The organism is Clostridium magnum DSM 2767 (genome assembly GCF_001623875.1).
GTDB classification, from domain to species: Bacteria; Bacillota; Clostridia; order Clostridiales; family Clostridiaceae; genus Clostridium_AM; species Clostridium_AM magnum.
Genome location: NZ_LWAE01000006.1, coordinates 19,960 through 45,444, shown reverse-complemented (window position 1 = coordinate 45,444; position 25,485 = coordinate 19,960). Strand labels below are relative to the sequence as shown.

At 30.7% G+C, this 25,485-nt stretch carries 34 protein-coding genes, 1 tRNA gene and 1 pseudogene; 10 read left to right on the top strand and 26 right to left on the bottom strand.

All coding sequences use genetic code 11. From position 1 onward, the window contains the following. Window positions 1-458: 458 nt before the first annotated feature. The 9 genes from CLMAG_RS21200 to CLMAG_RS21160 form a co-directional block, all read right to left on the bottom strand. A complete protein-coding gene (locus CLMAG_RS21200; protein WP_066627169.1) occupies window positions 459-629 on the bottom strand; it encodes a DUF362 domain-containing protein in 171 nt (56 codons plus the stop codon). A gap of 80 nt (window positions 630-709) precedes the next feature. Further along, window positions 710-913: a heavy-metal-associated domain-containing protein gene (locus tag CLMAG_RS21195; RefSeq protein ID WP_066627167.1), complete on the bottom strand. Its 204-nt coding sequence runs from the start codon at window positions 911-913 to the stop codon at window positions 710-712. 10 nt (window positions 914-923) lie between these two features. After that, window positions 924-1,838, bottom strand: a complete 915-nt coding sequence (locus tag CLMAG_RS21190; protein ID WP_066627163.1) for a PSP1 domain-containing protein — start codon at window positions 1,836-1,838, stop codon at window positions 924-926. A gap of 1 nt (window position 1,839) precedes the next feature. After that, window positions 1,840-2,784, bottom strand: coding sequence for a DNA polymerase III subunit delta' (locus CLMAG_RS21185; RefSeq protein WP_066627161.1), 945 nt, complete (start codon window positions 2,782-2,784; stop codon window positions 1,840-1,842). Window positions 2,785-2,800: 16 nt separating this feature from the next. Then, window positions 2,801-3,130, bottom strand: a complete 330-nt coding sequence (locus CLMAG_RS21180; RefSeq protein WP_066627158.1) for a cyclic-di-AMP receptor — start codon at window positions 3,128-3,130, stop codon at window positions 2,801-2,803. Between the two features lie 162 nt (window positions 3,131-3,292). Further along, complete coding sequence (locus CLMAG_RS21175; protein WP_139264312.1) at window positions 3,293-3,979, bottom strand: dTMP kinase; 687 nt, start codon at window positions 3,977-3,979, stop codon at window positions 3,293-3,295. Window positions 3,980-4,187: 208 nt separating this feature from the next. Then, window positions 4,188-5,705: an aminotransferase class I/II-fold pyridoxal phosphate-dependent enzyme gene (locus CLMAG_RS21170; protein ID WP_066627154.1), complete on the bottom strand. Its 1,518-nt coding sequence runs from the start codon at window positions 5,703-5,705 to the stop codon at window positions 4,188-4,190. After that, window positions 5,684-5,896: a sigma factor G inhibitor Gin gene (locus tag CLMAG_RS21165; RefSeq protein WP_066627153.1), complete on the bottom strand. Its 213-nt coding sequence runs from the start codon at window positions 5,894-5,896 to the stop codon at window positions 5,684-5,686. Before CLMAG_RS21165 ends, CLMAG_RS21170 begins: the two co-directional genes overlap by 22 nt. 181 nt (window positions 5,897-6,077) lie before the next feature. Beyond that, entirely contained in the window at window positions 6,078-7,682 is a 1,605-nt protein-coding gene (locus tag CLMAG_RS21160) for a cell wall-binding repeat-containing protein (protein WP_242873105.1), read from the bottom strand. A gap of 164 nt (window positions 7,683-7,846) precedes the next feature. On the opposite strand from CLMAG_RS21160, the gene CLMAG_RS21155 reads away from it, so the two are divergent. The 4 genes from CLMAG_RS21155 (at window position 7,847) to CLMAG_RS32625 (ending at window position 11,172) form a co-directional block, all read left to right on the top strand. After that, a complete protein-coding gene (locus tag CLMAG_RS21155) occupies window positions 7,847-9,010 on the top strand; it encodes a zinc-binding metallopeptidase family protein (RefSeq protein WP_066627152.1) in 1,164 nt (387 codons plus the stop codon). Between the two features lie 85 nt (window positions 9,011-9,095). Continuing rightward, a complete protein-coding gene (locus CLMAG_RS21150; RefSeq protein ID WP_066627150.1) occupies window positions 9,096-10,037 on the top strand; it encodes a magnesium transporter CorA family protein in 942 nt (313 codons plus the stop codon). A 25-nt stretch (window positions 10,038-10,062) separates the two neighbouring features. Next, window positions 10,063-10,980 (top strand): S66 peptidase family protein, encoded by a 918-nt coding sequence (locus CLMAG_RS21145; RefSeq protein ID WP_066627148.1) that lies wholly within the window; start codon window positions 10,063-10,065, stop codon window positions 10,978-10,980. A 45-nt stretch (window positions 10,981-11,025) separates the two neighbouring features. Next, on the top strand, window positions 11,026-11,172 hold the full coding sequence (locus tag CLMAG_RS32625; RefSeq protein WP_161487016.1) for a hypothetical protein: 147 nt from the start codon (window positions 11,026-11,028) through the stop codon (window positions 11,170-11,172). Window positions 11,173-11,291: 119 nt separating this feature from the next. Here the strand turns inward: CLMAG_RS32625 and CLMAG_RS21140 are convergent, their stop codons facing one another. From CLMAG_RS21140 to CLMAG_RS21125, 4 genes are all read right to left on the bottom strand, one after another. Continuing rightward, entirely contained in the window at window positions 11,292-11,783 is a 492-nt protein-coding gene (locus CLMAG_RS21140; RefSeq protein WP_066627146.1) for a hypothetical protein, read from the bottom strand. Between the two features lie 81 nt (window positions 11,784-11,864). Continuing rightward, a complete protein-coding gene (locus CLMAG_RS21135; RefSeq protein WP_066627143.1) occupies window positions 11,865-12,512 on the bottom strand; it encodes a hypothetical protein in 648 nt (215 codons plus the stop codon). Further along, the gene (locus CLMAG_RS21130) at window positions 12,512-12,802 is read right to left on the bottom strand and encodes a hypothetical protein (RefSeq protein ID WP_066627141.1); all 291 of its coding nucleotides are present in this window, start codon (window positions 12,800-12,802) and stop codon (window positions 12,512-12,514) included. Before CLMAG_RS21130 ends, CLMAG_RS21135 begins: the two co-directional genes overlap by 1 nt. Before the next feature lie 318 nt (window positions 12,803-13,120). Then, window positions 13,121-13,321: an NUMOD1 domain-containing DNA-binding protein gene (locus tag CLMAG_RS21125; protein ID WP_066627138.1), complete on the bottom strand. Its 201-nt coding sequence runs from the start codon at window positions 13,319-13,321 to the stop codon at window positions 13,121-13,123. A 55-nt stretch (window positions 13,322-13,376) separates the two neighbouring features. Between CLMAG_RS21125 and CLMAG_RS21120 the strand changes: the two genes are divergently transcribed. Then, window positions 13,377-13,580: a BRO-N domain-containing protein gene (locus CLMAG_RS21120; RefSeq protein WP_066627135.1), complete on the top strand. Its 204-nt coding sequence runs from the start codon at window positions 13,377-13,379 to the stop codon at window positions 13,578-13,580. A 326-nt stretch (window positions 13,581-13,906) separates the two neighbouring features. On the opposite strand, the gene CLMAG_RS21115 is transcribed toward CLMAG_RS21120, so the two are convergent. The 6 genes from CLMAG_RS21115 to CLMAG_RS21095 form a co-directional block, all read right to left on the bottom strand. Then, entirely contained in the window at window positions 13,907-14,347 is a 441-nt protein-coding gene (locus tag CLMAG_RS21115) for a hypothetical protein (protein ID WP_066627132.1), read from the bottom strand. A gap of 132 nt (window positions 14,348-14,479) precedes the next feature. Continuing rightward, window positions 14,480-14,977 carry a hypothetical protein gene (locus CLMAG_RS21110; protein ID WP_066627131.1) on the bottom strand — a complete coding sequence of 166 codons (498 nt, stop codon included), beginning with the start codon at window positions 14,975-14,977 and terminating at the stop codon, window positions 14,480-14,482. A 68-nt stretch (window positions 14,978-15,045) separates the two neighbouring features. Further along, window positions 15,046-15,288, bottom strand: coding sequence for a hypothetical protein (locus tag CLMAG_RS21105; protein WP_066627127.1), 243 nt, complete (start codon window positions 15,286-15,288; stop codon window positions 15,046-15,048). Window positions 15,289-15,864: 576 nt separating this feature from the next. After that, window positions 15,865-16,314, bottom strand: a complete 450-nt coding sequence (locus CLMAG_RS21100; protein WP_066627125.1) for a hypothetical protein — start codon at window positions 16,312-16,314, stop codon at window positions 15,865-15,867. 65 nt (window positions 16,315-16,379) lie between these two features. Next, window positions 16,380-16,550, bottom strand: coding sequence for a hypothetical protein (locus tag CLMAG_RS32620; protein WP_161487015.1), 171 nt, complete (start codon window positions 16,548-16,550; stop codon window positions 16,380-16,382). 87 nt (window positions 16,551-16,637) lie between these two features. Beyond that, complete coding sequence (locus CLMAG_RS21095) at window positions 16,638-16,898, bottom strand: hypothetical protein (RefSeq protein WP_066627123.1); 261 nt, start codon at window positions 16,896-16,898, stop codon at window positions 16,638-16,640. A gap of 200 nt (window positions 16,899-17,098) precedes the next feature. Between CLMAG_RS21095 and CLMAG_RS32615 the strand changes: the two genes are divergently transcribed. After that, window positions 17,099-17,263 (top strand): hypothetical protein, encoded by a 165-nt coding sequence (locus CLMAG_RS32615; RefSeq protein ID WP_161487014.1) that lies wholly within the window; start codon window positions 17,099-17,101, stop codon window positions 17,261-17,263. 198 nt (window positions 17,264-17,461) lie between these two features. Here the strand turns inward: CLMAG_RS32615 and CLMAG_RS21090 are convergent, their stop codons facing one another. Then, a complete protein-coding gene (locus tag CLMAG_RS21090; RefSeq protein WP_139264311.1) occupies window positions 17,462-17,803 on the bottom strand; it encodes a hypothetical protein in 342 nt (113 codons plus the stop codon). Between the two features lie 111 nt (window positions 17,804-17,914). Here CLMAG_RS21090 and CLMAG_RS34460 point away from each other — a divergent pair, with 111 nt between their 5' ends. From CLMAG_RS34460 to CLMAG_RS21080, 3 genes are all read left to right on the top strand, one after another. Further along, window positions 17,915-18,040 (top strand): hypothetical protein, encoded by a 126-nt coding sequence (locus tag CLMAG_RS34460; protein WP_278331275.1) that lies wholly within the window; start codon window positions 17,915-17,917, stop codon window positions 18,038-18,040. A 45-nt stretch (window positions 18,041-18,085) separates the two neighbouring features. Continuing rightward, complete coding sequence (locus CLMAG_RS21085) at window positions 18,086-18,703, top strand: hypothetical protein (RefSeq protein WP_207647057.1); 618 nt, start codon at window positions 18,086-18,088, stop codon at window positions 18,701-18,703. 147 nt (window positions 18,704-18,850) lie between these two features. Continuing rightward, a complete protein-coding gene (locus tag CLMAG_RS21080; RefSeq protein ID WP_066627114.1) occupies window positions 18,851-19,555 on the top strand; it encodes a hypothetical protein in 705 nt (234 codons plus the stop codon). A gap of 1,246 nt (window positions 19,556-20,801) precedes the next feature. On the opposite strand, the pseudogene CLMAG_RS21075 reads toward CLMAG_RS21080, so the two are convergent. From CLMAG_RS21075 to CLMAG_RS21050, 6 genes and pseudogenes are all read right to left on the bottom strand, one after another. After that, window positions 20,802-20,997 (bottom strand): annotated as a pseudogene (locus CLMAG_RS21075) (helix-turn-helix domain-containing protein). 19 nt (window positions 20,998-21,016) lie between these two features. Continuing rightward, window positions 21,017-21,502 (bottom strand): DUF2975 domain-containing protein, encoded by a 486-nt coding sequence (locus CLMAG_RS21070; RefSeq protein ID WP_066627111.1) that lies wholly within the window; start codon window positions 21,500-21,502, stop codon window positions 21,017-21,019. A 376-nt stretch (window positions 21,503-21,878) separates the two neighbouring features. Beyond that, entirely contained in the window at window positions 21,879-22,451 is a 573-nt protein-coding gene (locus CLMAG_RS21065) for a recombinase family protein (protein ID WP_066627099.1), read from the bottom strand. Between the two features lie 631 nt (window positions 22,452-23,082). Then, complete coding sequence (locus CLMAG_RS21060) at window positions 23,083-23,283, bottom strand: hypothetical protein (RefSeq protein ID WP_066627097.1); 201 nt, start codon at window positions 23,281-23,283, stop codon at window positions 23,083-23,085. A 45-nt stretch (window positions 23,284-23,328) separates the two neighbouring features. Next, entirely contained in the window at window positions 23,329-24,354 is a 1,026-nt protein-coding gene (locus CLMAG_RS21055; protein WP_066627095.1) for a tyrosine-type recombinase/integrase, read from the bottom strand. Between the two features lie 155 nt (window positions 24,355-24,509). Continuing rightward, window positions 24,510-24,584: transfer RNA gene (locus CLMAG_RS21050), tRNA-Cys, on the bottom strand. Between the two features lie 144 nt (window positions 24,585-24,728). Between CLMAG_RS21050 and CLMAG_RS21045 the strand changes: the two genes are divergently transcribed. After that, window positions 24,729-25,454 (top strand): NAD-dependent protein deacylase, encoded by a 726-nt coding sequence (locus CLMAG_RS21045; RefSeq protein ID WP_066627092.1) that lies wholly within the window; start codon window positions 24,729-24,731, stop codon window positions 25,452-25,454. Window positions 25,455-25,485 lie beyond the last annotated feature (31 nt).

Below are 25,485 nucleotides of genomic sequence, written 5' to 3'. Positions count from 1 at the left end.
GCTTTAGAGTGATAAAAAGTTTTTATAGTGCTGAAGCTTGGAAACATATACCGGAGTGTAAGTCTACTTTCGGTCGTGGTTATCTATGTAGGTAATTGATGAGATTTGTGTTATTATGGTATGATAGTGGTTGACTAGGAAAAGGAGTGGATGTAGATGTATTCGTGGCTTTGGATGGTGATTATATCGGGAATTTTATTGGGTTTTTGGGTATCCATAATGCTCCTCCACTCATCAAAGTCTTATTTGAATTGACAATAAAAACTTCTTCTTCTAAGATAAATATTCGTATAAAAGGTCTTAATCTTTATATAATTTTTATATAATCTTCCATATTTATATTATATTCTTATTTATTGAACTTTTCACTATAAAAGGGTGAACATATTATAATAATTTACTATTGTAAACTTTACTAAAAATAAAAAGACTGCCATTTGGCAGTCTTTCTACGTTAATTATTCTTGAACTGGTGCTCCTACTGGGCAAACGTTAGCACAGTTTCCACAGTCGATACATGCATCTGCAGCTATAACAAATACTGGATCTCCTTGGCTTATAGCATCAACTGGACATTCTGATGCACATGCTCCGCAGCTTACGCAATCTTCATTAATCTTATATGCCATATGTAACACCTCCTTATAAATTTGGATGACAAGCATCTAATTTTATTTTACCACGTTTACACCAATTTTTAAAGCTAATTTTAAATTACAGCATATCCTAAATCCTCTAATGATTGTATTAAGTTCTCATTGGTAACAAAATAATCATCATAAACTATACTAATTTCCATTTTTTCTTTGTTTATTTGGCAAGCTACTACGCCCTCATTACCTGAAATAGCTTTTCTTATCTTATTAACATCATCGGAAGTGTGCATATTACAAACTTTTAATACAGATTTCATATTTACCTCCTTAGTCTTCTTTAAATAACTGTTTAATGATATCTACATCCTCTGCCCCTTGGGCTTCCACATCAATTTTAATTTCATCCTCACTGATACTTCCTTCAAAGCCTCCTGAGACTAGCTCAACCTCTTCTATTGGTATCTCTTGTATTATTTCTTCTCCATCCGGGATCTTTATCTTAACTTTCACACTTTCCTTTACTACGGAGTTAGAAACTACTATACCTCTACCATAAGAAGTTTGTACAAGGGAGTCTACTTTCGGTAATTCTTTTCTAATTTTCTCATATGTTTCTTGTTCATAGTTCAAGCAACACATGAGTCTTCCACATATCCCTGAAATTTTAGTAGGATTTAGTGATAAATTTTGTTCTTTTGCCATCTTTATCGAAACAGGTGCAAAGTCCCCTAAAAATGTAGAACAACAAAGTGTTCTTCCGCAAGGACCAAGCCCACCAATCATTTTTGCCTCATCTCTTACACCTATCTGCCTTAGCTCAATTCTTGTTCTAAAGATAGCTGCTAAATCCTTTACTAATTCTCTAAAATCTACTCTTCCATCTGCTGTAAAATAAAATATAACTTTATTATTATCAAAGGTGTATTCCACATCTATAAGTTTCATTCTTAAATTATGCTGCTTAATTTTTTCTAAACATATGTCAAAGGCTTCTTTTTCTTTATCCTTATTTTCTGTATGTTTTCTTATGTCTTCTTCTGTAGCTGCTCTTATTACACTTTTAAGAGGAGAAACTATCTCACTTTCATCTATTTGTTTAGGTGCTATTACACATTCTCCAAATTCTACTCCTCTTGCAGTCTCTACTATTACATTGTTATCCTTTTTTATAGCTAATTCACCGGGTGAAAAATAATATATTTTACCAGCTTTCTTAAAACGAACACCCACAACTGTTACCATACTATACCTCCTGAATTTTCACCAACATAGAATCAAAAACTAGTGTTGCATTAACATTTCTCTCTAGTTTACTTCTAGTGTCTTTAATAATATTAATAATACCATTTAGCTTGTTAAATGAGAACATTTCTGCTATATCTTTTATTTCGTTTATTTTATCTATATTTATTATTAATTCCTTGTTTCCAGTTTCCTTATATATTAATGTGTCCCTTATATAAGAAAGAAAATAAGTTAATACTTCCTGCCACTCTCCTCTATACTTTAATAGAAACTCTGTATATAATAGAGTCTTATCTAATTTTCCTTCACATATACCCTTTAGTATATCTATTACAGTATCTCTAATCTCCATAAGAGACTTATCTTCTAAAAATCTTTCTGCCCTACCTGGAATTCCATCACTAAATGCACTAACAGCCTTTAATTCATCTTCAGATAGACTTTCAAACTTATTATTTAAGAATTTTAACATTTCTTCTTCACTTAATCGATTAAGCTTATATACTTGACATCTTGATTTTATAGTATCTAAAATATTCTCTAATTTTTCACATAGCAATATAATAAAAATACCCCGGGGCGGCTCTTCTATAGTTTTTAAAAAGGCATTTTGAGCCGCTTCTGTCATACCATCTGCCTTATATAGTATTATTACCTTTCTATCTCCCTCATATGGCTTTTTAGTAGTTTCTTGTATTATACTTTTTATTTCATCAATTCCTATAGACTTTTTATCCTTGGACATTTTAAACTCCACTATATCCACATACTGCTTTTCTTCAGCTTTACCTAAAAGCCTAATGGCAATTTCCTTGGCAATAAGACTTTTCCCAATACCATTCTCACCGGTAACAATAAGAGCATGAGAAAACCTATTTCCCTTTATTGAATTAACTATTTGATTCTTTATGGTATCATGCCCTATCATGGTACTAAAGTCCAATTATAAATCCCTCCAATTAAATTTTTATAAATTTATCTACATCAACTACGAATACAGTTGCCCCTCCAACTTCTACTTCAACTGGATATGGTACATAAACCCCAGTTGAACCTGCTATCGGCGTAGGTGTAGTTACAACCTGCTCTCTTGTTTTACAAATTTGTTCTATTTCAGATAAAACCTTATCTACCTTTTCCTCTTCTACTCCTATCATAAGAGTAGTATTTCCAGCCTTTAAAAATCCTCCTGTAGTAGCAAGCTTTGTAACTCTAAAGCCTGATTCAGTTAGAAGCTCTATTAGGTCTACTGCATCATCATCCTGTACAATTGCTATTATTAATTTCATATCCCTCACCCCTTTTTATTGTTCTATTATTATGAACTCTACACTTGATAAACAAACTTTATCTATAAGACTTTTCTTAAGTTAATTTTATCACATTTTATGGCAATTTCGTTATTTACATATAATTTTCCTTATAACATTTTAGAAATTCTTCTTAACTTCTTATTCACTTAAAATTTTTTGCCTTACCTCTTCATATATTTCATTGTGAATCTCTTCAATAGTTTTTATTTGCTCTTCTTTTACACAACTTATTCTATGCCATTCATACTTTTCAGATACTTCACAGGAATTATTATATGAATCAATTAAATATTCATAATCTTTTTCATGTATATCTTTATCATTCTCCCCTGTTATCTTATTAGCTCTTTCTTTCATAAGCATCTTACTATACTTAGGAGGCATATCTAAAAAAATAACACAACTTGGAGTTGGTAGCTCAAAAGTACTGAACTCGAAATTCCAAAGCCAATCTAAAAATCTCTTTCTCTCTTCTAAATCATTAATTTTAGAAGCTTGATGTATCATATTCGCAGTAGTATATCTATCTGCTATTATTATTCCTCCATTGTCGTAAAAATCCTTCCAGTCTATCTTATAAGAAGCAAATCGATCCACAGCATAGAAAGTAGAAGCTACATATGGATTTACATCTTCAGGCTTATTCCCAAACAATCCACCTAAATACATCTTTACTAGTGCCGAAGATTCACTATCATAATTAGGATACTCTATCTTTTTTACTTTGTAATTCTCCTTCATAAGTCTTTCATACAACTTTTGTGTTTGAGTTGCCTTACCACTTCCATCACAACCTTCTATTACTATGACCTTACCTTTTTTCAAATTCATCATGTTCCCTCCACAAGCCATCTTCCAAGAAATAACAAATCAGTATGCTAGTATATCTGATTTGTTATTTCTTTTCATATGCAAAAATATATGTTGATACTTAACATCCTCTATACTATTTTATCCGATGACTACCCGCTCTAATACTCCCATCTTCTCCAAAGTGGCAGTAAAGAGCGGGTACGCCCCTGGATTCGTTCAACTAAGAATCAGGTGAGTTTGAAACCCCATCTGATTCAAGTTTACACTTCATTACTTCTATTTTGTCATTTTTTATACCTAGTATATCTAATCCATTATTTTTACAATAAAAAATAGCATCTAAGCAATTTTTGTCTATCACTTCACCCATTACTAAGATTGGAACCCCAGGTGGATAAGGCACAATATTTGACCCACTTATTCTTCCTAAGGATTCCTGTAAGGTTTCATATTCCTTCTCTTTTTCCATAACTTCATAGGGTAAAAGTTCTATTTTAGGTATATCAAAATTAACAATGCTTACATCCTTATCTTTTAATTCATCCAAATTACATTTTTTTAAAACTGTATATAACTTTTTAAATTCTGTTTCATCATTAAATGGAGAAAAAATTAGTACTACGTTAGAATTATCACTCATTTCTCCTTGAATTCCATGTTTTTTCAGATATTTTAAAAGTAAATGTCCACTGTATCCGCTTCTTAAGTTTATTACATATCTAGTAGTATCTATATCCAAAATGGTATCTATACCATAAGTATAGTCATTTATTTGTCTAGTTTTATTAATATACTGATTAAAACTATTTATATCTTCTTTGCCCAGTATATATATCCCCTCTATCTCATTTATTTTGTTTCTATAATAGCTACAAATATCTAAAATCCGCCCATACTGTTCTTTACCGTATTTGTTTAGATAAAATCGAGCATAATCCATAGCACATAAAAAAAGATAAGAAGGGCTTGTGCTTAAAAGTGCACTTACATAAAAATCGGTTTTTTTAATATCTTGTCCATTATTTATATGCAAGTAGGACGTTTGAGTTAAGCTTGGAAGCGTTTTATGGGTACTAGTAACTATCATATCTGCACCTAGTCTTACAGCGCTTTCTGGTAGGTTTTCATGTATTCCAAAATGGGACCCGTGTGCTGAATCTACTAATACCCTTATTCCGTGTTTATTTCCTTGCTCTATTATGTATTTTAAGTTTCCACATATCCCATAGTAATTAGGATATGTAACCACTATACCTTTTGCATCTCTATTATTGTCTAAAACCTGTGAAAAATGCTCCAAATCCATAGATAAAGGAGCATTTAATCTCTCAATTATTATATTTTTTACGTATACAGGCCTTAACTTTCTCATTATTATAGCATTAAAAATAGATCTATGGCAGTTTCTTTCTACTATTATTTTATCGCCTTCATTAAAACAACTAAATATCATAGCTAGATTTCCTGAAGTACTTCCATTAACTAAAAAATAAGACTTTTTACTGCCATAAAAATCACTTAAAAGCTGCTGTGCTTCTTTTATTATACCTTCTGAATTATGAAGATTATCTAATCCATCAACTTCAGTAACATCACACTTTAAAAAACTTTCTATAAACTCCTTACCAATGGGAGTATTAGCAAACCCTCTTCCACCTTTATGTCCTGGCATACAAAATGATATATTTTCTTCTTTCACGTATTTTAAAATACCTTCTAAAATCGGTAATTCTGACAACTTAGCTTCTCTCCTCTTATAATAACTTGAACTACATTTTTTCTTAAACATTCTTTGTAATAAGTATAAAAATCTGTGTCTAGTTCTAAATAAAGTAACCTTTCTTCACAACACTGGCATATTCCTCTACCATATATCATTATACCACTATTTAGAGGCTTCCCACATATAATACAGCTTTGTTTTTTCATTTCATATCCCCCTTATTTATTGTTAATACCTTAAATTATTGCCTCTCATAATATATAATATTCAATTACACCTATAAACTTATTTTGTCCACATAAATAAATTAACCTCAACATGATAACTTTTAATTATCACACTGAGGTTATAAGTAAAATAGAAATTTTACCCAACAAATATCTTGCTTCAATCGCTTACCGTAACAAGGGTGCCATATGGAATGTAATCTTGAATCCATTTTGCATCATCGATTGGAAGCCTAATACATCCGTGAGAAGCTTTTGAACCCAGCTTTTCATACTCAGACTCTATAGGATATCCCTGTAAATCATAAATAGCACTATGGAAAAGATAGTTGTTATTAATTCTTGTCCAATAATAACAGATAGAACTATCCGAAGCATAAAAAAATGGTCCTTTACCACCTGTTAAAAATCTACCAGAAGGTGTTGGAGTCTCATCTTTCCCCGTAGAGCAGATAAACTCTTTTACAATTGTTTGTCCATTAAAAATATATACTCTTTGTTTACTTTTGTTTACATATATATTGTAAGGGCCTGTTGGAGTTACTGTCTTAACACTTACCTTTGGTACATATCCCCTTATAACATTTCCGCTATCATAATCTAGAGTTTCAACATAATAATAGTCTCCCTCTCCTTCTAAAACCTTAACCTCAGAAAGGCTTCCATATGCTGAGCCTATAACTGCTGAAGAGGAATTTGCATACTGTCTTATGTTTACTCTTGTAGTTTCATCCGCATTTATTACACCAAAAGAATCAGTCCATGGTGGCGGCTGAACTCCTTGCGGTTTAGGTTCCTCTGGCGGTTTTTCCTCAAGCCCTACTAGATAAAGAGCCTTTAATGAAACTGCTCCTTCAGAACCTAGTACATAAGTGTTTTTAGACGACGCTAGTATTTGCTTAATATTATTTTGCTCAGTTTCATTTATATCTTCGCTGATTAAAATTAAAGGTGATTTATTTTTTTGTGCTAATGCAGACCCTGAAAGAGAATCTGGAAAGTTAACAGCTGAAGCTAGATAAACATGGCTTAAATCTAGTACATCTATGAATCTATTTATTACAGCAATATTAGTATCATATCTATTCTGCCCAAATATTCTCTCTGAATTTTTAAATTGAGCTTTTACCTCCTCACTTATTGCACCTTCTGATCCAATAACATAAGTATATGTATAACCTTTATCCTTTAATGAGTTTTTAACAACATCTGGTATAACGTCCTTGTTTACAAGTATAATAGGCATGTCCATTATCGCTGCAACTGGTGCAATTGATAATGCATCTGGATAATTCTCTCCAGATACTACGACTATTCTATCCTTTATACCTACATGATCAGCAACAAGCATAGCAGTCTCATATCTATTCTCGCCACCTATACGTTCACTTGTTATCCCCATGCTGCTTAAACTCTCTTCTACATCCTTAGATATGGATTTGCCAATTATAAATACTTTTGAAACTTGAAGATTTTTAATCTGAGTAGCTGCTCTTTCGTCTAATTGTCCCTCTGAAGTAAGTATTATTGGAGCATTATACTTTTTTGAAAGTGGACATGCACAAAGAGCATCTGGATAATTCTGACCTGATACTAATATTGCATATTCAGATTTATCACTGAAATTTTGGGCTATTTTTATGGATGTTTCATATCTATCATTACCACCATATCTTTGATATTTTCCTTGTGCATAAACCTTTGAAGTTGTGCTAATAATAAATAAAAATAAAAGTAAAATCTTAAAATTGTTTTTTAATACCATCTTATAATTTATAATAATCACTCCCTAATTAATAGAATTTTGATTACATTAACATTTATAATTTATAGGTTATATAAATTTATTTTAAATGGATCTGAAAAAATTTACAACCTAATTATGTTATTTATGCTATTTTCTATCACAAACCCATTGGAGGTATATATATGAAGCAAGAATTAACAACCCATTTATGTTTAATAAAAGAAGATATGTTAAATCTGTCAAAATATCTTTATGAAAATCCCGAAGAGAGCTTCCATGAACACAAAGCCCATGATTATATAGTAAATATGTTAAAAAGTCACGATTTTGAAGTTACAGAACATTATTTAGACATAGATACTGCTTTTTATGCTAAGTATGGTTCTGGCCACCCTAAGATATGCTATATATGTGAATATGATGCAGTAAAGGACTTTGGGCATATTGTAGGTCATAATTTAATATCTTCCATATCATTAGGCGCTGCCATATCTTTATCTAAGATTATTCCTAAGTTAGGTGGTAGTGTAATAGTTATTGGTTGTCCTGGTGAATTTTTAGGTAGTTCTAAAATTACTATGGCAAAGCAGGGCACTTTCAATGATATAGATGTTGTTTTAATGGCTCACCCAGACACAATAACAGCTGAGAGCGGCAATTCTATGGCCGTAATTCCAATTAAAATAACCTATAAAAGTAAGGAAGGCTTCACCTATAGAAAGTCAAAAGGCTATTCTGCATTAGATGCATGTCTTTTTACTTTTAATACATTAAACTTGCTAGAAAAGGGCTTTGATGATGATTCCACTATCGATGGAGTAATATTAAAAGGTGGAGATTCCCCTTATCTCTTACCTTCTGAGACAGAATCAAAGTTTTATATTCGGTCTTCTAAAATGTGCATTGCTTGTGAAATAGAAAAGAAAATAAGAGAACTAGTTAAAACTACAAGCTACATAATGGACGTTGAATCAGAAATATGTTTATATGAACTTCCTTATGATGAACTTATTCCAAATAGCGTTTTATCAAGAGTATTTTCTCATAACTTAAAGGAATGTGGAATAATAGATATTGAGTCTCCTAAAAATACCAATTCTGCTCTTAGTCTTGGTACAGTAAGTCAATTAGTACCTTGTATACATCCATATATTTCTATTACAGAGGATAAAAACTTACAGTATTCTTCTGCAGAGTTTGCAATGGCCACAGTATCCTATTTTGCTCAAGACAGAGTTATGAAAACGGCTCAAGCTCTTGCGTTAACAGGTTTTGATTTATTAGATAATAAGTCTTTACTAAAGCAAATAAAGATTGAATTTTCCAATAAGAAAGGGACTATTTAATTAGTCTCTTTTTTATTGGAAATTATAATTATCATAAGCTATAATATACTTATAATAATAGCTGAACTTTACATAGGAGGCATATATGATTTCAATTTATAAAACATTAGATGAAATAGGCACTCTCCAATCAATAGATTCTATAGAACCAGGATGTTGGATAAATATAGTAGCACCTTCAGATGAGGATATACTTTTAATATCAAAAAAAACGGGAGTTTCCCTAGAATTTTTACGATCTGCGTTAGATGAAGAAGAAACTTCTCGTATTGATATGGAAGACAATAATTTACTAGTAATTGTTGATATACCCTTTACTGAAATGGAGGATAACTCTTTAACTTATGATTCATATCCTTTAGCAATTATTCACACTGAATCTAATATAATAACAGTGTGCTTAAAGAACAGTAAGATTCTTACAGACTTTATAGATAGAAAAGTAAAATCATTTTTTACCTTTAAGCGCTCCAGGTTTATTCTTCAAATACTTTATAGAATAGCTAGTTATTATTTACTTTATCTTAGACAAATAGACAAAAAAAGTGCAATGATAGAGCAAAAACTTCATAAATCTATGAAAAATAAAGAATTAATACGACTTTTATCTTTAGAAAAATCTCTTGTTTATTTTTCAACATCACTTAAAGCTAATGAGATTACATTAGAGAAGATGTTAAAACTAGAAATTCTACAGAAATACCCAGAAGATCAAGATATACTTGAAGACGTAATTATTGAAAACAAACAAGCTATAGAAATGGCTAATATATATGGCAATGTATTAAGTGGAACCATGGATTTTTTTGCTTCTATAATATCAAATAATTTAAACATCGTCATGAAATGGTTAGCATCTGTCACTATTGTTATGTCAATACCAAATATAGTATTTGGATCATTTGGTATGAATGTTCAAGGAATTCCTTTTGCTACCCACTACTTAGGTTTTTGGAATGCTTGCGGCGTTGCGGGAGTTCTTTCTTTAATAGCAATTATTATATTGCGTAAAAAGGGATTATTCTAAGTATTAATTATAAGGATGTGATAAATTGATAGCTAGTAGATTAAAAAAAGGTAATACAATAGGTCTTATATCTCCAGCCGGACCTGAAACTGCTGATAAAATAAAAGAAAGTATAGAACTTTTAAAATCTCTAGATTTCAATATTAAAGAAGGAAAACACATATACGACAAACTTGGATATCTCGCCGGAAATGATAAGAATAGAGCTGAAGACTTTACTAATATGTTTTTAGATCCAGAAGTAGACATGATATTATGTATAAGAGGAGGATACGGCACTATGCGTATTCTTCCGCTAATAGACTTTAATATAGTAAAATTAAATCCTAAAATCTTTGCAGGCTTTAGTGATATAACTACATTCCTCAATAATATAGCCCTTAAATGCAATCTAATAACATTTCATTCGCCTATGTGTAATTCTAATTTTTTAGATAGTAATACATTAAAAAGTTTTTTAGATACTCTTATGAATGGATATAGTCCATTTATTATAAAAAATCCTGAGGACATCCCCATAAGAAGTTTCTCTGAGGTCTCAGTTACCGGCCAACTAGTGGGTGGTAACTTATCTCTGATATGCAGCACTATCGGAACCCCTTTTGAAATAGATACTAAAGGTAAAATTCTATTCATTGAAGAAGTCGGTGAGGAACCCTATAAAATTGATAGGATGCTTACCCATCTAATTTTATCCAATAAATTGCAGAGTTGTTCAGGCATTATTCTTGGACAATTTACAAATTGTGAACTTCCTCATTATGAAAGAAGTCTAACGCTGAAACAAGTACTTGAAGATAGGATTTTAACCCTAAATAAGCCTACATTAAGTAATCTTCAATCAGGCCACTCTTATCCAAAACTAACATTACCTATAGGTGCTCAAATAAAGATGGACTGCAAAAATAAAATAATAAAAGTATTGGAACCTGTAGTGTATTAACTTTTTAGAAATGTAAAAAACACCTCAAATTTATGAGGTGTTTTTTTGGAGGCGCCACCCAGATTTGAACTGGGGAATAAAGGTTTTGCAGTTACATTCTCTGCTCTAAGACTGGCAACCCCTGTATCTATACGTATTTCACCGTTTGTAGTCTTTATTAAAGTATTGGTTTATGCTGTAATTATAGCATAGGCAGAAATACAAGTAAAGCAGAATAATATAAGTCCTTTACCAGTAATAGCAGTCCCTCAAAGTATAAAAAAATAAGAGCAGACACAGCAGTTTATCACTGTACCTACTCTTACCTTTAGTTACATATCTTCTATTTCCTTCAGCAAAACATTTATATCTATCGGCTTCACTTCTTTTCCAGTACTTACAGCTAACTCTGCTACACTAACAGAATGAGACAATATTTCATGGATAACTTTTACACGAGTATTAGCATTTAGATTCTTATCTTTTACCATCTTCTCCAACTGTTCCAGTGCCATACATCTGAGATTCAAAAGTTTGTCATTAGTAAGTTCTGCAAGTCTAGTTTTGAACAGTTCAGACTTTCTACACTTGCTGATAGTTCGTCTATCCAGCTTAGACATTCTTTCCAACTCCCTGTCTGAGACTGTTATGTCCTGATAAACATACGGTAGGACAATTGCAACTACTTCTTCAGGACTGTAATTTCTACGTCTACCTCCAGCCTTTGAATATTCCTCAGTTCTAACTGGCAAACCTTCTTCATTTACAGAAACTATCTCTGATTCTATCAGTTCATCCAAAGTATCATCATCCCTGTTATTCATTGTAGTAACCTCCCTTTAAAAGAATAGGACTGGAGAGCCTTAAGTATAAACCCTTTAAGAACTCCCCACATCATATATACCTTAATAAATTCGTTTGCTCATTTCATACTGATGTTCTACCCCTTTAATTGAAGTACAGTTAAACATTATAGATCCTAACTCCTTGAATGCTGGATTTGGCATATTAATATTATCATGGAAAGCAACAGTCCATCTATATTGAGGATATCCTAACTCTTTAACCACCACTGAGAAATCATATACTTCATTTTCAACTACTTTTCTGTTTTCATTTAGCATATTTAATACTACTAATTGTCTATCTCTTAATTCAGCTAATTCTGTAAAAATTGCCTTTTCATCTACATCTATATATTTTCTAATATCTTCACTCATTTTTTTATAGTAATCTTCCAGTAACTTTTCCAACTCTGGATTCTGCATAATCTGAATAAATGCTTCTTTCTTCTCCTGTTCTTGCTCTAACATCTTAGTGTAATTCTCTATCTTAGTAGTGATATTCTGTAGTGGCTTACGAAACTCATCTCCAGCAGTTAGCATATCTTTCAACATCAGTTCTTGCTTTTCTGCACGTGCTTTATCAAGTTCATCACTAAGCTTCATAATAGCTGAATCAACCTCACTAACTCTCTCATTAAATTTCTGTAAGTAGTTATCAATGTCACTTCTATCAAATATAGTTTCTTTATTCGTTAATATTATTGCCATTATTTATTACCTCCGTTAGTTTTATATTTTTTATATTTCACGCTGCCAGTCTCTATAACTGCAAGTAATGTATATAAGTTTTCTAAATCATCATTATCGAGTCCTAAATCACTCCAAATTCTATTTAACTCATCATTCAACTGAGAGCTTGCTAAGGCCTTTCCTGTTATTGAGTTATATAGATATACAATAGTGAATTTAAAGCTTACTTGCTTGGCTAAGCTTTTCCACCTAGTTTTTAAATAAACAGGAAGTATATTTATTAATTCTGGACTAAAGTTTATTGTCACGGTGCAACTTACTCCTTTCATATATTACTTAAATTTTAAAAGTATAGTTACGTTTATTAAAAAATAGAGATGTCAATCACAGCAAGATCTGTGTTTCGCACATGATAATTAACAGGTGTACTATAATTAACTCCAACATTATCAGTGCTTGCTCCCCATCTATACTTTAAGCACTCAAGAACCTATAAAAACAACCTTCTTACTATTTTTATTGGTAATTTATTTATAAATACTGAAACTTCTTTTAAGTAACCTCGACACAATTGCTGTTTAACTTTTTAATCATACTGGGTGTAATTTCATTAATACACATATTAGTTAGACATTCTTAGAACCATTCTTAACATCATTTACAAAACACCATTCATAAACACCTGAATGAAACTTTCTCTTTCCTTTGCAATAATCAGTAATATATCTTGAGTCTATATGCAATTCTCTGGAAGCCTTCCTTATGGTAGAAAAAGTCCATACTGTTCCTGTAGCTGTATTTGTAATCTTAATTGGCATAGATAACATCTCTCTCCCTCCTTTTCTTCATGTATTGGCTACATATATAATGTAGGAGTTTAAGATGTTTTGTGACTATGGTTTCGAATATTATTTTAAAGATATCCTATTTGTATCGAGAGATGTTGCAGAGTGGATCGAACATAGTCAAGTATCCAGAATGATGGAAGTTGTAGATGATGTAGAAAAAACCACTCATACAACTAGTATGAATGGCAATTGTAAACCAGAAGCTTGTTTCTTAGCAGAGGATGGATTGTATTTATGAAGTATCTATGTTGAACAGATAAAGAAGAAAGGACTGCCACAGGTTTTATCCCATAGCAATCCTTATTTCCATTAGATATTACAGTGATCTCTTTGTATCAGTTTTTGCTACATAACTTATATAAATAAATATTACAGTTATATAATATATATGTTAGGTATCAATTATTGACACATAAAAACAGTAAAATGGCTGTAGACACTGATATAACTAGCTTCCCTTTGTATTAAAAATTGACACACAGAGAATATGAGTATCTACTGCTTCGGCTTTTCATATTTGTATTAGTAGTTGGTGAATATTATTTGAACATTCCGAACTAAACTCTATTGTATATTATCTGAATAAGGTTTCTTAATAAATTTCCATCTATCCTTTTGAATATCATACACCATAAAGGACAACTTTTCCATAATATCAGCTTGTAGTAACATTATTTGTTTGTCTTCTTTTTCATCAGGAATGATAGAATCTACCTGATTTATTTTGCTTTTATAGAGTTTAATGATACTTAAACACCAATTTAGAAAATCTTCACAACTTCTTATTTCTTTAAACCACTCATGTTCGCCTTCAAATACATAATCACAATTATAATACATATCTACATGATAAAATGGCCCTGAAAGTGCTTCTCTGCACATCAATACATCCACATCATACCACAACTCTGTAAATTTTTTTGTTTTAAAGTTGGGTTTTTTAAACCCTTCTTCAAACAATCTGCTAAATGACAGTAAATTTTCTTCATATTCTTCATAATTCATTTGATTTTTACTCCTATTAATAATAATTAAGTCGTACTATTTTATAGAGTTGCTTTAACTTTTTGAGTCCTGATTTATGCAAACCATAAGAACATTGCGAATTAAATAATTAATATTACAATTATTTTTAACTTAGTTAACATTTATTTTGAAAATATTTGCTGTATTATGAGTTTCATCCCACTCTCCATCTATTTCATAAATATAAATTCCTTTTTCTTTAGGAAGCAGAATTATCCTATCTTCTTTTTTATCACTATAAAATCTAAAATATCTATCTACTAATTTCCACTGCGAACCATACCACTTAGTTATAGTTATTGAAACAATCCTTGGTGGTTTTTGTGGAAAGCTATACTCAAGTGAATCCTCACTCCCAACGTCAACTGGTTTGTAATCTCTTAATGTTTCAGCTGGGTCTCCAAAAATATTACTGTTTCCTCCACTATCTTTATCAAACCAATTAAAATCTGCATTTTTCAAAACAATTTTTCTATTTTTGTACATAATTTTAGGTGTAGGTGCACTGGTTGGTATATAATTGTAATACTGCTTTAATCCATACCATTCGAAAATCATAATGAAAACTACTACCATAATTACTTTAGTATTTCTTTTTAAAGCATTCATATTTACATACCTCCAAAAATTTTATGATTTAGTGCACAATAACTTACATTTGTGACACCTCAAAAGAATCATGCGTACTTATCTGGCTCTCTATCAGTTGTTTTTAAAGAAGAATTTTCTACAATAGGCTTTTTCCAATATTGTCCTGTCCTTGTATCCAGTATAACAATATTTTTTTCATCTAATTTAACCATTTGATATGTACCAGTTTCATTATTTTGTCTGCTACTTAAAATATACCTACCAAGTATAATACTTCCGAATACTATAAAGACACCTACTATAATTACTGATAATACTATTATATACATGTCTATATTACCTCCCCAAAAATTTAATCGTAGTCAATTCTATAACAAAATGAAAATATTTTATAATTTCGTGATAGCTTAAGAAGAACGAGAATTAAGTTTAACGTAACTTACCTCCATGACACTCATCCTCCTTTAGGCTCAACAATTTATTGAAACGTCAGCTACCGTGCTTTTAAAGTTCATATCTTCTTTGAAAGACCATATTTTTCTTCATAAATACACTCTCTTCTTAATTCATCACAATTTATACCTATGTTACAACTTCTGAATTTTCCTCCCTAAATCACTTATTGATTTGATGAAGCCAAAAAAATCACGAGTTATCACGTTTTATATAATTGTTAACTTAAGAGAAAGGATACATTACGTAATTATAGGTTGCATTTTATAATACATAATGACTAATATAACTAAAATAATTGCCATGGGAAGAAGATAAAAAAGCAACTTTTTATTATTGTTCATTTTTAATACTCCATTTAATAATTTTTAATATAATTGTATCGCAACGTCTTACCATTTTTTCGGAATAGTTTTGCCATTACCAAGTACCTTAAGAAGATCACGAAATAGCTATACTCCCAGTTTTTCATTATGCTTATAAAAACTTGTAATAATTGCATATCCAAGTATCAATGGAAAGACAGACAGAAAACCTGAGTAACTTACCATTAATGTAATGATAGGGTATATTATTATGTTTCTCAAAAATTCAATGTTAAGACTAAATGTTACATAAGCAAGTGAAAAGTATAATGAAGGCAGTCCCATTAAAACTATTTTAGACAAATTAAGTTTCCAAGTTCCTTCTTTTTTTATCTCACAAATCAAATGTTCTAAACCCAATATTAAACCTATACTTCCATAAAAAATAATTGTCATAGCACTTGTGTAGAAATATTGAGGATTAAATGAGTTTTCTCTAATCTTTGCAATACCTTGAAAAACATGTTGTCCCGAAAATACTACTACAAATATTAGAAACATATAAACAAAATACCTCACCCATAGTTTCATTTTCATAAACATCCTCCTTGATTTAGTTCGTTGTAAATTACCACTGTAGCACTGTTTAAGGAATTCCATAGCTACAGTTTATTATTTGTCTTTTCATTTATGTAAATATCAAATGCCTTAATACCCCTTTTAGCAAGTTTAACAAATAGAACAAATCCATAAATATAACTAGCCAATATACCTATAATAACTATTAGATTTATTAAACTGAATATACTAAATATAGTCATTCCCTTTTCCATAATTCTCTCCCTTAATAGAATAAAAATATTTTATAATTTCGTAATAACTTGAAAATATTATAACTTAACCTTTTATTTATATTCCTTTTATTTATATTCCTTTTCTTCGTCATTCAGTAACTTTCCTGATGTTATATTAATTTCAATAGAAGATAGACTATTCTTTAAAAAGATAAGAAAGTATAAATGGAACAAAATAATACAACTTGAAGTTATGATACATACAATTCCAACAGTTCTATTATATAGGCATAACATATAAATTCCAAAAACCATCAAAAATAAACTTCCAATTATTCTCCTAATACTTTGTTCCCTAGTAGGTGTAATCTTATATCTATTGAACATTTTGCTCCCTCCATTCTGTAAACCATAATCTATCATAAATTTATAGTAGATAGACACTTTAAGAAGATTCCGAACTAAATATAAACACATTTTCGATACTTTAAATTTATACCATTTAGAATAAGTTTCCAAAAACTTGAATTTTACAAAAATTAACTGTACAATGTAGTATATATAACCACATAAAAGGAGTGATTAACTTGAATGAAAAGAAACTAACATTAATGGAAAAAGCTTTTAATTTTCTGTGTATACCCTTTCTTATTTTTGCAGTGCTTTTCGGAGGAGGCACTTTAGAAACCTCTGAATTGCTCTTGTTAGGTTGGGATAAGTATAATGAATTAGCACCTGAAGAACATCTATAGCTTAGCAGTATAACGATGTATTCGATGTGGTTATATTGACTTTTTCGTAAGAGGTATTAAAAACTATCTCTTACGATTTTAGATTAAAGCATTAAATTTGCCATCATATTTTACAGTTCCGTCTCTTTATAAGAAGAAAGTCTATCTGATATATAAACTTTATAATACATCAATATAAAGTTTGTATTAGGAATTGAGTTACTCGTTTTTATCTGAACCCATTTTTTCGGTTTGTTTGTATCTTTTAGTTGTTTTAAATCCATCAATTTTTTTATACTTACCTGTATCTATTGAAACATCAAAAGCTCTCTCAACAATCCTATATACCTCAATAAAATCATCTTGTGTAAAATCTTCTTTTTCTTCTCTTTCGGAATACATAATGGCTGCCCTTCTATTGCAATATCCTACTTTAATACACGTATTAATAAACTCATCTTTTGTCATATCTATTATCCTTTCCTCGCATAAATTTGTAGTTCCGTCACAACTTGTGAGTAGATTATACCACATAATCCCATAAAACAAAATATTACCCAAAAACAAAGAGCAGCAGTAAGAATTTTTGTAGCAGTACTCATGCTGTAGTCAAAGACACTTTCCTGTGCACCCCCTCAATCACTGTAATACTGCTACTATGAGGTATGAATAATGGCTATTGAAGCTGAAAAAGTAGATGATGAAGTTAAGGTAGCAGATATAAATGAGGAACAGACTTTAAAGTTAGATATACTTGAAGCAAAAGATGAAAATAGCTTGTTGATGGCTAATAAATAGATGAAACAGGGAGGAATAAATTACCTCCCTATTTTTTTATCTTTTATGTCACAGAATAGATGTCACTCCTACATGACTTATGGAAACAAAATTAAGCCGAAGGGCAAAAACTTAGGAGGATTTAAAATGAATATGTATGGAATGAAACTAGAAAGAATAGTACTACCAGAAAATAAAGACAAACTTATGTGTGTTATGGTTCACGAGTATGATTATGAAGAAAATTATTATGAACTTATGGACTTTGTATACATTAAAGATATATTTCCTAAAAAGTTACCACATGATATTAACTATCTTGTTGTTCAGCAAATTTATGAGCAACTTTTCAATCCAACAAAAAAAGTTTTAAGGTCAGCAGAAAAGAAACTAAAAACTGCCATTACCTACTTGGCAGAACATGAAAATTTATGTCAGGATACTCTATTGTTATATGCTGAAAAGATAGCTTTACTAAGCAGAGAAATTAAAGATAAAAAAACAGAGTTGAATAAATATAAGTATTGTATTAAAGCACTTTATTATACTATGCCTGAAGATGTTTATAATAAAATCCAAGTAGAAAAAACAAACCATCAAATACAGTCTTTAAAAGACGAGTTAAACATTCAAAAACAAATATTAAAGCAAAATAAGGCTAAATCTCAAGCTAAAAAGTCATAAGAACAGAATAAGTCACAGATTAATTTCTGTGGCTTCTTCTTTAGGAATACAGAAAAATTTAAAGTAGATTACAACAAACTAAGAAAGTCTAATGAAGTTACAAGAAAGGAGAAAGACTGTTAAAAGACAGTCCCCAAGTGATACGGTATGAGAAGTTTGTTTATAAAAGCTAATAATAGAAGTAATGGAATAGTAAATAGACACTTAGAAGAAACCCCAGCTAATTCCTTTGAATGTTTTGAGGACACTGTCAGAGGTCGTAAATATGTTTCCAGATGGGACACAGAATTAGAAATTAAAGTAGAAGAATTATTCAGAGTAGGAGTGTATGAACCTATATATGAATTTCTATTAAAAGATAATGGAATAGTTAAAAAATGGGCTAAAGTTCTGGGAAATAGATATAACATTGATTGGTGTGAATTATTCTCTGACTTCCAGTTACATTTATTTAATATGCTAGATGGCATTGCAAATAAAGCCTACAACAGTAATATTAGCTTTATGAATAATTTGTACAAGCAGTTAGAGTGTTTAGCCAAGGATAAAAGGAAACATTACAATGCCAACAAGAGAAAATATGATAGGAACTTCGTGTCTAAACGTAGATTAGAACAGGTACCAGATATTAAAAACGAATATGCTGATAGTGAGCTCTTAATGGATTTACAGAATTTATCTGGAATATCTCCAGAAGATATGAACGTTCTTGTAGGACTTGCTACTGGACAGATATGTAAAAAGGATATTCCAACTATTTTGAACTGGACGAATAAAGACGACAGAATGAAATTAAGCAGATATGTCAAAGCTCTCTCAAATAAGTTACAGAGTGTTATTCCTTTAACTTAGCTGTTACAAAATACTATAAAAGATAAGCCACTGAATTACTCTCTAATATCTCGCACCAATTTCAAAGTTAGTTCTTCTATATTATTCGTTACTATTATTATTACTACTGTTATTATCTTTGTGGAAGCACTTATAGTTGTGGCAGTTTTATTTTAAAGAGAGAGTTACTGATTACCTTAACACTATATATACGAATTTTTAGAGTAGTTTGTAACATAATTTTAGAAAATAATTTAAAATATTTTAGGATGTATAAGTTAATATATCAATCAAGTTAAGGCCAACGCTTTTGCTTCTTTTCCTATGCAGCAATATCTCCTGTTTTTTATCTATGATACGTTAGTAGACTTATTATAGCTGTAAAAGTATTGCCTAAAAGTATAAGAAGAACACCCAGTAAGATCCATTTCCAAAACTCTCCATCACTACACCATGGCACTTTAACACCCTAAACTATATCATTTACCACTGTTATCCAACAATCACAAAACTGACTTGCTGGTGTATAATCAGTATCTACTTCCATATATGGTCAACTAACAACTTATTATCTTTGCTTTTATGATTGTTCTCATAAATTAACAATATTGAGTACGATTTTTTCCTACTAATAACAAAGGGTTTAACTGTTCTCAATTGTTGTCCTCAAAAGTATCTGTGTAATATACTGTATTTAACTGCTAATAAACTTACTGAACTGACCTCCTGTTAATATTTGTAACCACGGTAGTCAAAGTAATAATCATACTAATCTTATCTGTACTGTATATATTCACTTTTGTATATGTAAATTACTGTAAAACACTCTTCCACTTTAACCTTTGCCATTTACACTAAATATATGTAACTAATGGTACCAACGGTGGAATGCCCCCATAACTACCAGAATCGGATGTATCTACAGTATACATACTGATTCCGACTCTTGTATACTAATTATAATATATAGGGGTACACCGTGAAGGCTACCACTGGAAGCACCTGTGTTCTACCTGCAAAAACCTCTATAAAAATTTTCTGCTATCTTTTTAAACTTCGGGTATTATTTCAGTATTGTTTCGTAACTTTCACTTTTTAATATCTCACTTTTATTCAACAATATTAAGGACAAAGTCTATCTATCATAACTGGAAAACCATCACAAAATTAAAAATAGGATACTTCGATATTTTAACAGAACTTGTTCTTCTTTTGGTTGCAATTAAATAAGAATATATCATTATAACTTATATATTCATTTCTCCTTTTAGTCAAGTAAGTCTGCAGATTGACATTGCAGTTCACGACAAATCGCTTCTAAAAGTAGAAAACCTTATCACCTTAGCCTTATTATTTTTTAATATAGACAAATTGGCGTTTGTAACTCTAACCTTTTTAGCTAATTGTGAAAGTGACATTTTTCGTTTTGCCATCATAACATCTAAGTTTACTACAATTGCCACTATATCCTCCGTTATTGCGTTATATAGTCAAATCATTCTCATTTTTTATTTCTATTGAAGTCTTAAATATCTTTGCAACAATTAATACAAATAGTCCAAGTAGAACAAAAATTAAGCATTCAGCATCAGTATTTAAACCACTACTATCGAAAGTATAAGAAAAAATGTGTGCTTTAAATCTTAACCAATCTTTAATAAAAACATATGCTGAGATTATAAATAAATAAGCTGCTATTTTCTTCATTCTTTTTACATTCCCTATTATAAAAGGAGTTTTACAAATCACTGTATCGTTTATCTTAATTAGTTGATGAACTATTGCAAGAACACAGCAATATGCACCTACTGAAAAAACTAACATCAATGCTGATGGTTTAACAGAGATAAAACTTGGAAACGCAAAATAAGTACATATAGAAAATATAAGTCCAACTAAGCCAGCATAATAAATAATATTTAAAAATGTCTTTAATGAAGATTTAGTTTGTTCCAATTTATTAATCACAGTTAATACCTCCAATTTTTTGAATTTATATGAATATAATAACTCTTTTTACAATGAAATACAATAGTAATTTATCGTAATTCGATAAAACAATATTTAAATTTGATAAATACATCATATTAAGATCAATTATCTTTAAGTATTTTATATAAATAAGCTCTTTAATGTTTTAAGAATTATATTTTAAAAGAAAAAATTAATAATATTGCAGATTGCATTTCAATTTTAAGATATATCGTCATTCGTTACTATTCAGTAATAATTTTTAATCAAACTATACTGTTGAACACAACTCTTAAATATAACAGTAAGACACCTCTATCATGGAAGTGCCTTTCTGTTAAACTAAAACTATTATAAAAACCTTCACCTCATTTTAAGCACTCTGCGTTGTCAGTCCTAACTCTTTTAACCTTCGACAGAGTGTGGCTTTGGCAATGCCAGTTGATTCACATATCTTTCTAATACTCATTGATTTATTCTTGTACAACTCTATTGCAAAGTCTAACTGCTTACCTCCTGTTCTTGGTCTACCCATCTTTGTTCCTTTGGCAACTGCCACTGCTCTGCCTTCTGCACATCTTTGTAATAGTAATCTCCTCTCAAACTGTGCAATACCAGCCATAAGAGTTAACATTAATTCCCCAGTAGGACTTCCAGTATCTAACCAGCTTTCACTTAATGACCTTATAAAACAGCCTTTCTCAGTAATCTGCTGTACTAAATCCAGCATATCCAACGTAGACCTCGATACCCTTGTTAACTCCTTTACTATCACCGTATCCCCTTCTTCTAATTCTGCCAATAATCTCTGCAATTCTGTTCTATCTTTTGTTGTACCTGTAATCTTCTCTTGATATATCTTCTCACAGCCAGCTTCCTGTAGTGCTATTATCTGACGGTCTAAGTTCTGTTCTACTGTACTCACCCTTGCATATCCTCTCAACATGTTTAAATCCTTCTTTCTCTCTGTAATTTCTCTATGTATTTACGCTTGACTTTTGCTTATAGTCCTGTAAAATCGGGTAATGTCTGTGTTCTGAGCGAAAATAGTTTTTCTACCTTTTTATTACAGCTAAAAAATATATAACTGCAATAAAAAAGTAGAGTAAACTATCTTCTAACCTGTCCCCTATCGGAGATAACTGTAAAATCGGTCTAAAGCTTGCGACCTCGCTTAATACCCCTCTTGTTTACTGCTGTTACGCAACAAATAGCTAAAACGTGTAATACTTGTCCTACACTCACTATTGCCTACCCAGTATCTATACTGCCAAGTAACCATTCCAGACCTTATAGTAGTCCTCACTTTTGCACTATTCACTGTAAAGAAGGGTATACAGTTTGATTGAATAGTAGCTGTTTTTGTGCATTGGCACAGCTAACCTCTGGACTTTTTATAGTTATTCCAGTGCATAGATAACTGACCTATACTGTCTAAAAAAGAGTATAAGAAACACACCTTGCAATAACTTACTTTTTTTGTTAGAATAAGCATTGTAAGACTGAATGTTTAACGATATTTAGTTGTATGTCGAATATCTTTCTAACAAAGTCATCTACTGCGAATAGATGGCTTTTTAACTTTCTCTGTACTCAATCATTTCTTTTATGCTAAGAGCTTTCCATCCCATATACTTCCTTAACGGATTTACACTGTCTAACAGCGTCCTCAGCTCGTGATAACTATGACACTCTGAATATTTTCTAAAATTGCCAGAACTCCATTCCTTGTAAAAATCTGCAAATGCTTCATCAATGTAAATGTAAAATTGTTCCACAAGATGATCTATGATAATCAACTCCTATACTGCTTAATCTTTTCTTTATAAAAACTTGTTTATTATATTAAGCTTATTGTGTGCCTTTATAATATGACTGTTATCCAAGTTCACATAAATTCTTGTAGTTGATATACTGGAGTGTCCTAACATTTTTTGCAGACTAAATATGTCAATGCCAGCCTTTACAGCTTCTACAGCAAATGTTCTTCGGTATTGATGAGGTGTGGTCTGCTTATTAGTGATTCCAGCTCTCTTTCCGTATTTCTCAAAGTTTTTTATGACATTAACCGTCATTATCCTATCACCGTATGAACTACAGAAAATGTAATCTTCATCATTATCTTTAGCAATTTTCATAAGCTTTTTAAGGTATCTTACTGTTTTACTGCTCAATGGTAAAACTCTGGACTCTCTTGTCTTTGCTGTTTCACTGCCTATTTTAATAGTCTTATCTTTACTATTGAAATCTTCTATTTTAACATTTAGAAGTTCATTTATTCTGACACCACAATCTAAAATAACCAGCATAATAACATAATCCCTAAACTGTGAGTATTCATTTAAATTAAGCACTCTAAATATCTTCTTTACTTCTGATATAGTTAACGGTTCTTTTGTATCTTTCGGAACTTTGACTAACTTAATTTTGCTGGAAATATCATCTGTAGTAATCTTTTCAGTGTATAGCCAACGTAAATAGCACTTAATAGTCCTAAGTCTGATGTTTATTGTACATGGCTTATACTCTTTCTGAAACAAATAAGCAGTATATTGCAGAAATATTCCTTTCTCAACACTTCTGTTCTCATAGTCCTTTACATCATCAATTAGCCATCTTTTATAATATTCCATAAACAATAAATGGTCTGAGATTGTCTTATTTGACAGCCCTTCAAGCTTTTTAACAGTCATAAACTGGTCATGTAACTTTAGAAATTCACCAATATTAAAACTATCTTTCTGTTCCTTTTCCTGATGTAACGGTTCTAAAGCTTCCCCTACACCATCAAATAAAATGCGCTTTCTGGATTTTCCTGTAAAGTGTTTGTAAGACTGTGCGCAACCCATTGTAATCCTCCTTATTTCACTGTAAATATACTTTAATCATGAAAACTACATTAGATTTATACGCAAAACACACATCAAAGGTTTGAATTAATTTAGAAATGAATATAAAAAGAAAAAAGCAGTCTACTCACTGAATAGACTACTTTCTCACTGTTTGGAGGCGCCACCCAGATTTGAACTGGGGAATAAAGGTTTTGCAGACCTCTGCCTTACCACTTGGCTATGGCGCCATACTATGTTCCCTTAACGCTCTTATATGATATCATCTTTACAATCCCTTGTCAATAGATATTGTCCAATATTAATCACATTAAATTCCTTCCGTTTAATTTAATGTAAAAATTATGATATAATGAAAGTTGAGGAGTGATATTATGGATTATCAAGAACTTAAATCTGTTATAAATTCTAGTAATAATATTGTATTTTTTGGTGGTGCCGGAATATCTACAGAATCTTCAATTCCAGACTTCAGATCTGAAGTTGGTCTGTATAAAACAAAGAATAACTTTTCCTATCCGCCAGAAGTTATGCTAAGTCATAGCTTTTTTACCTCTAATACCGAAGACTTTTTTGATTTCTACAGGACTAAAATGATATACAAAGATGCAAAACCAAATTCAGCTCATTATGCTTTATCTGAACTAGAGAAACAAGGTAAACTAAGAGCTATTATAACTCAAAATATTGATGGATTACATCAACTTGCAGGCTCTAAAAATGTTCTTGAATTGCATGGATCTATTCATAGAAATTATTGTATGAAATGTGGGAAAAGTTTTGATCTTAATTATATAATAAGTAGCAAAACTATAATCCCTAAATGTGATCTATGTACCGAAACTATAAAGCCTGATGTAGTACTTTATGAAGAATCCTTAGATATGAACATACTAAATACTTCAATTAATTATATAAAAAATGCTGATGTACTTATTGTAGGAGGTACTTCTCTAGTAGTTTATCCTGCAGCAGGATTAATAGATTATTTTCAGGGTAATAAACTTATTCTAATAAATAAATCATCCACTCCTTATGATAACAAAGCGGATATAGTTATACATGATAGCATTGGTGTTACTCTGCAAAGCATATTATAACATGAAAAAATTTGTTGCCAAAAAACAATTT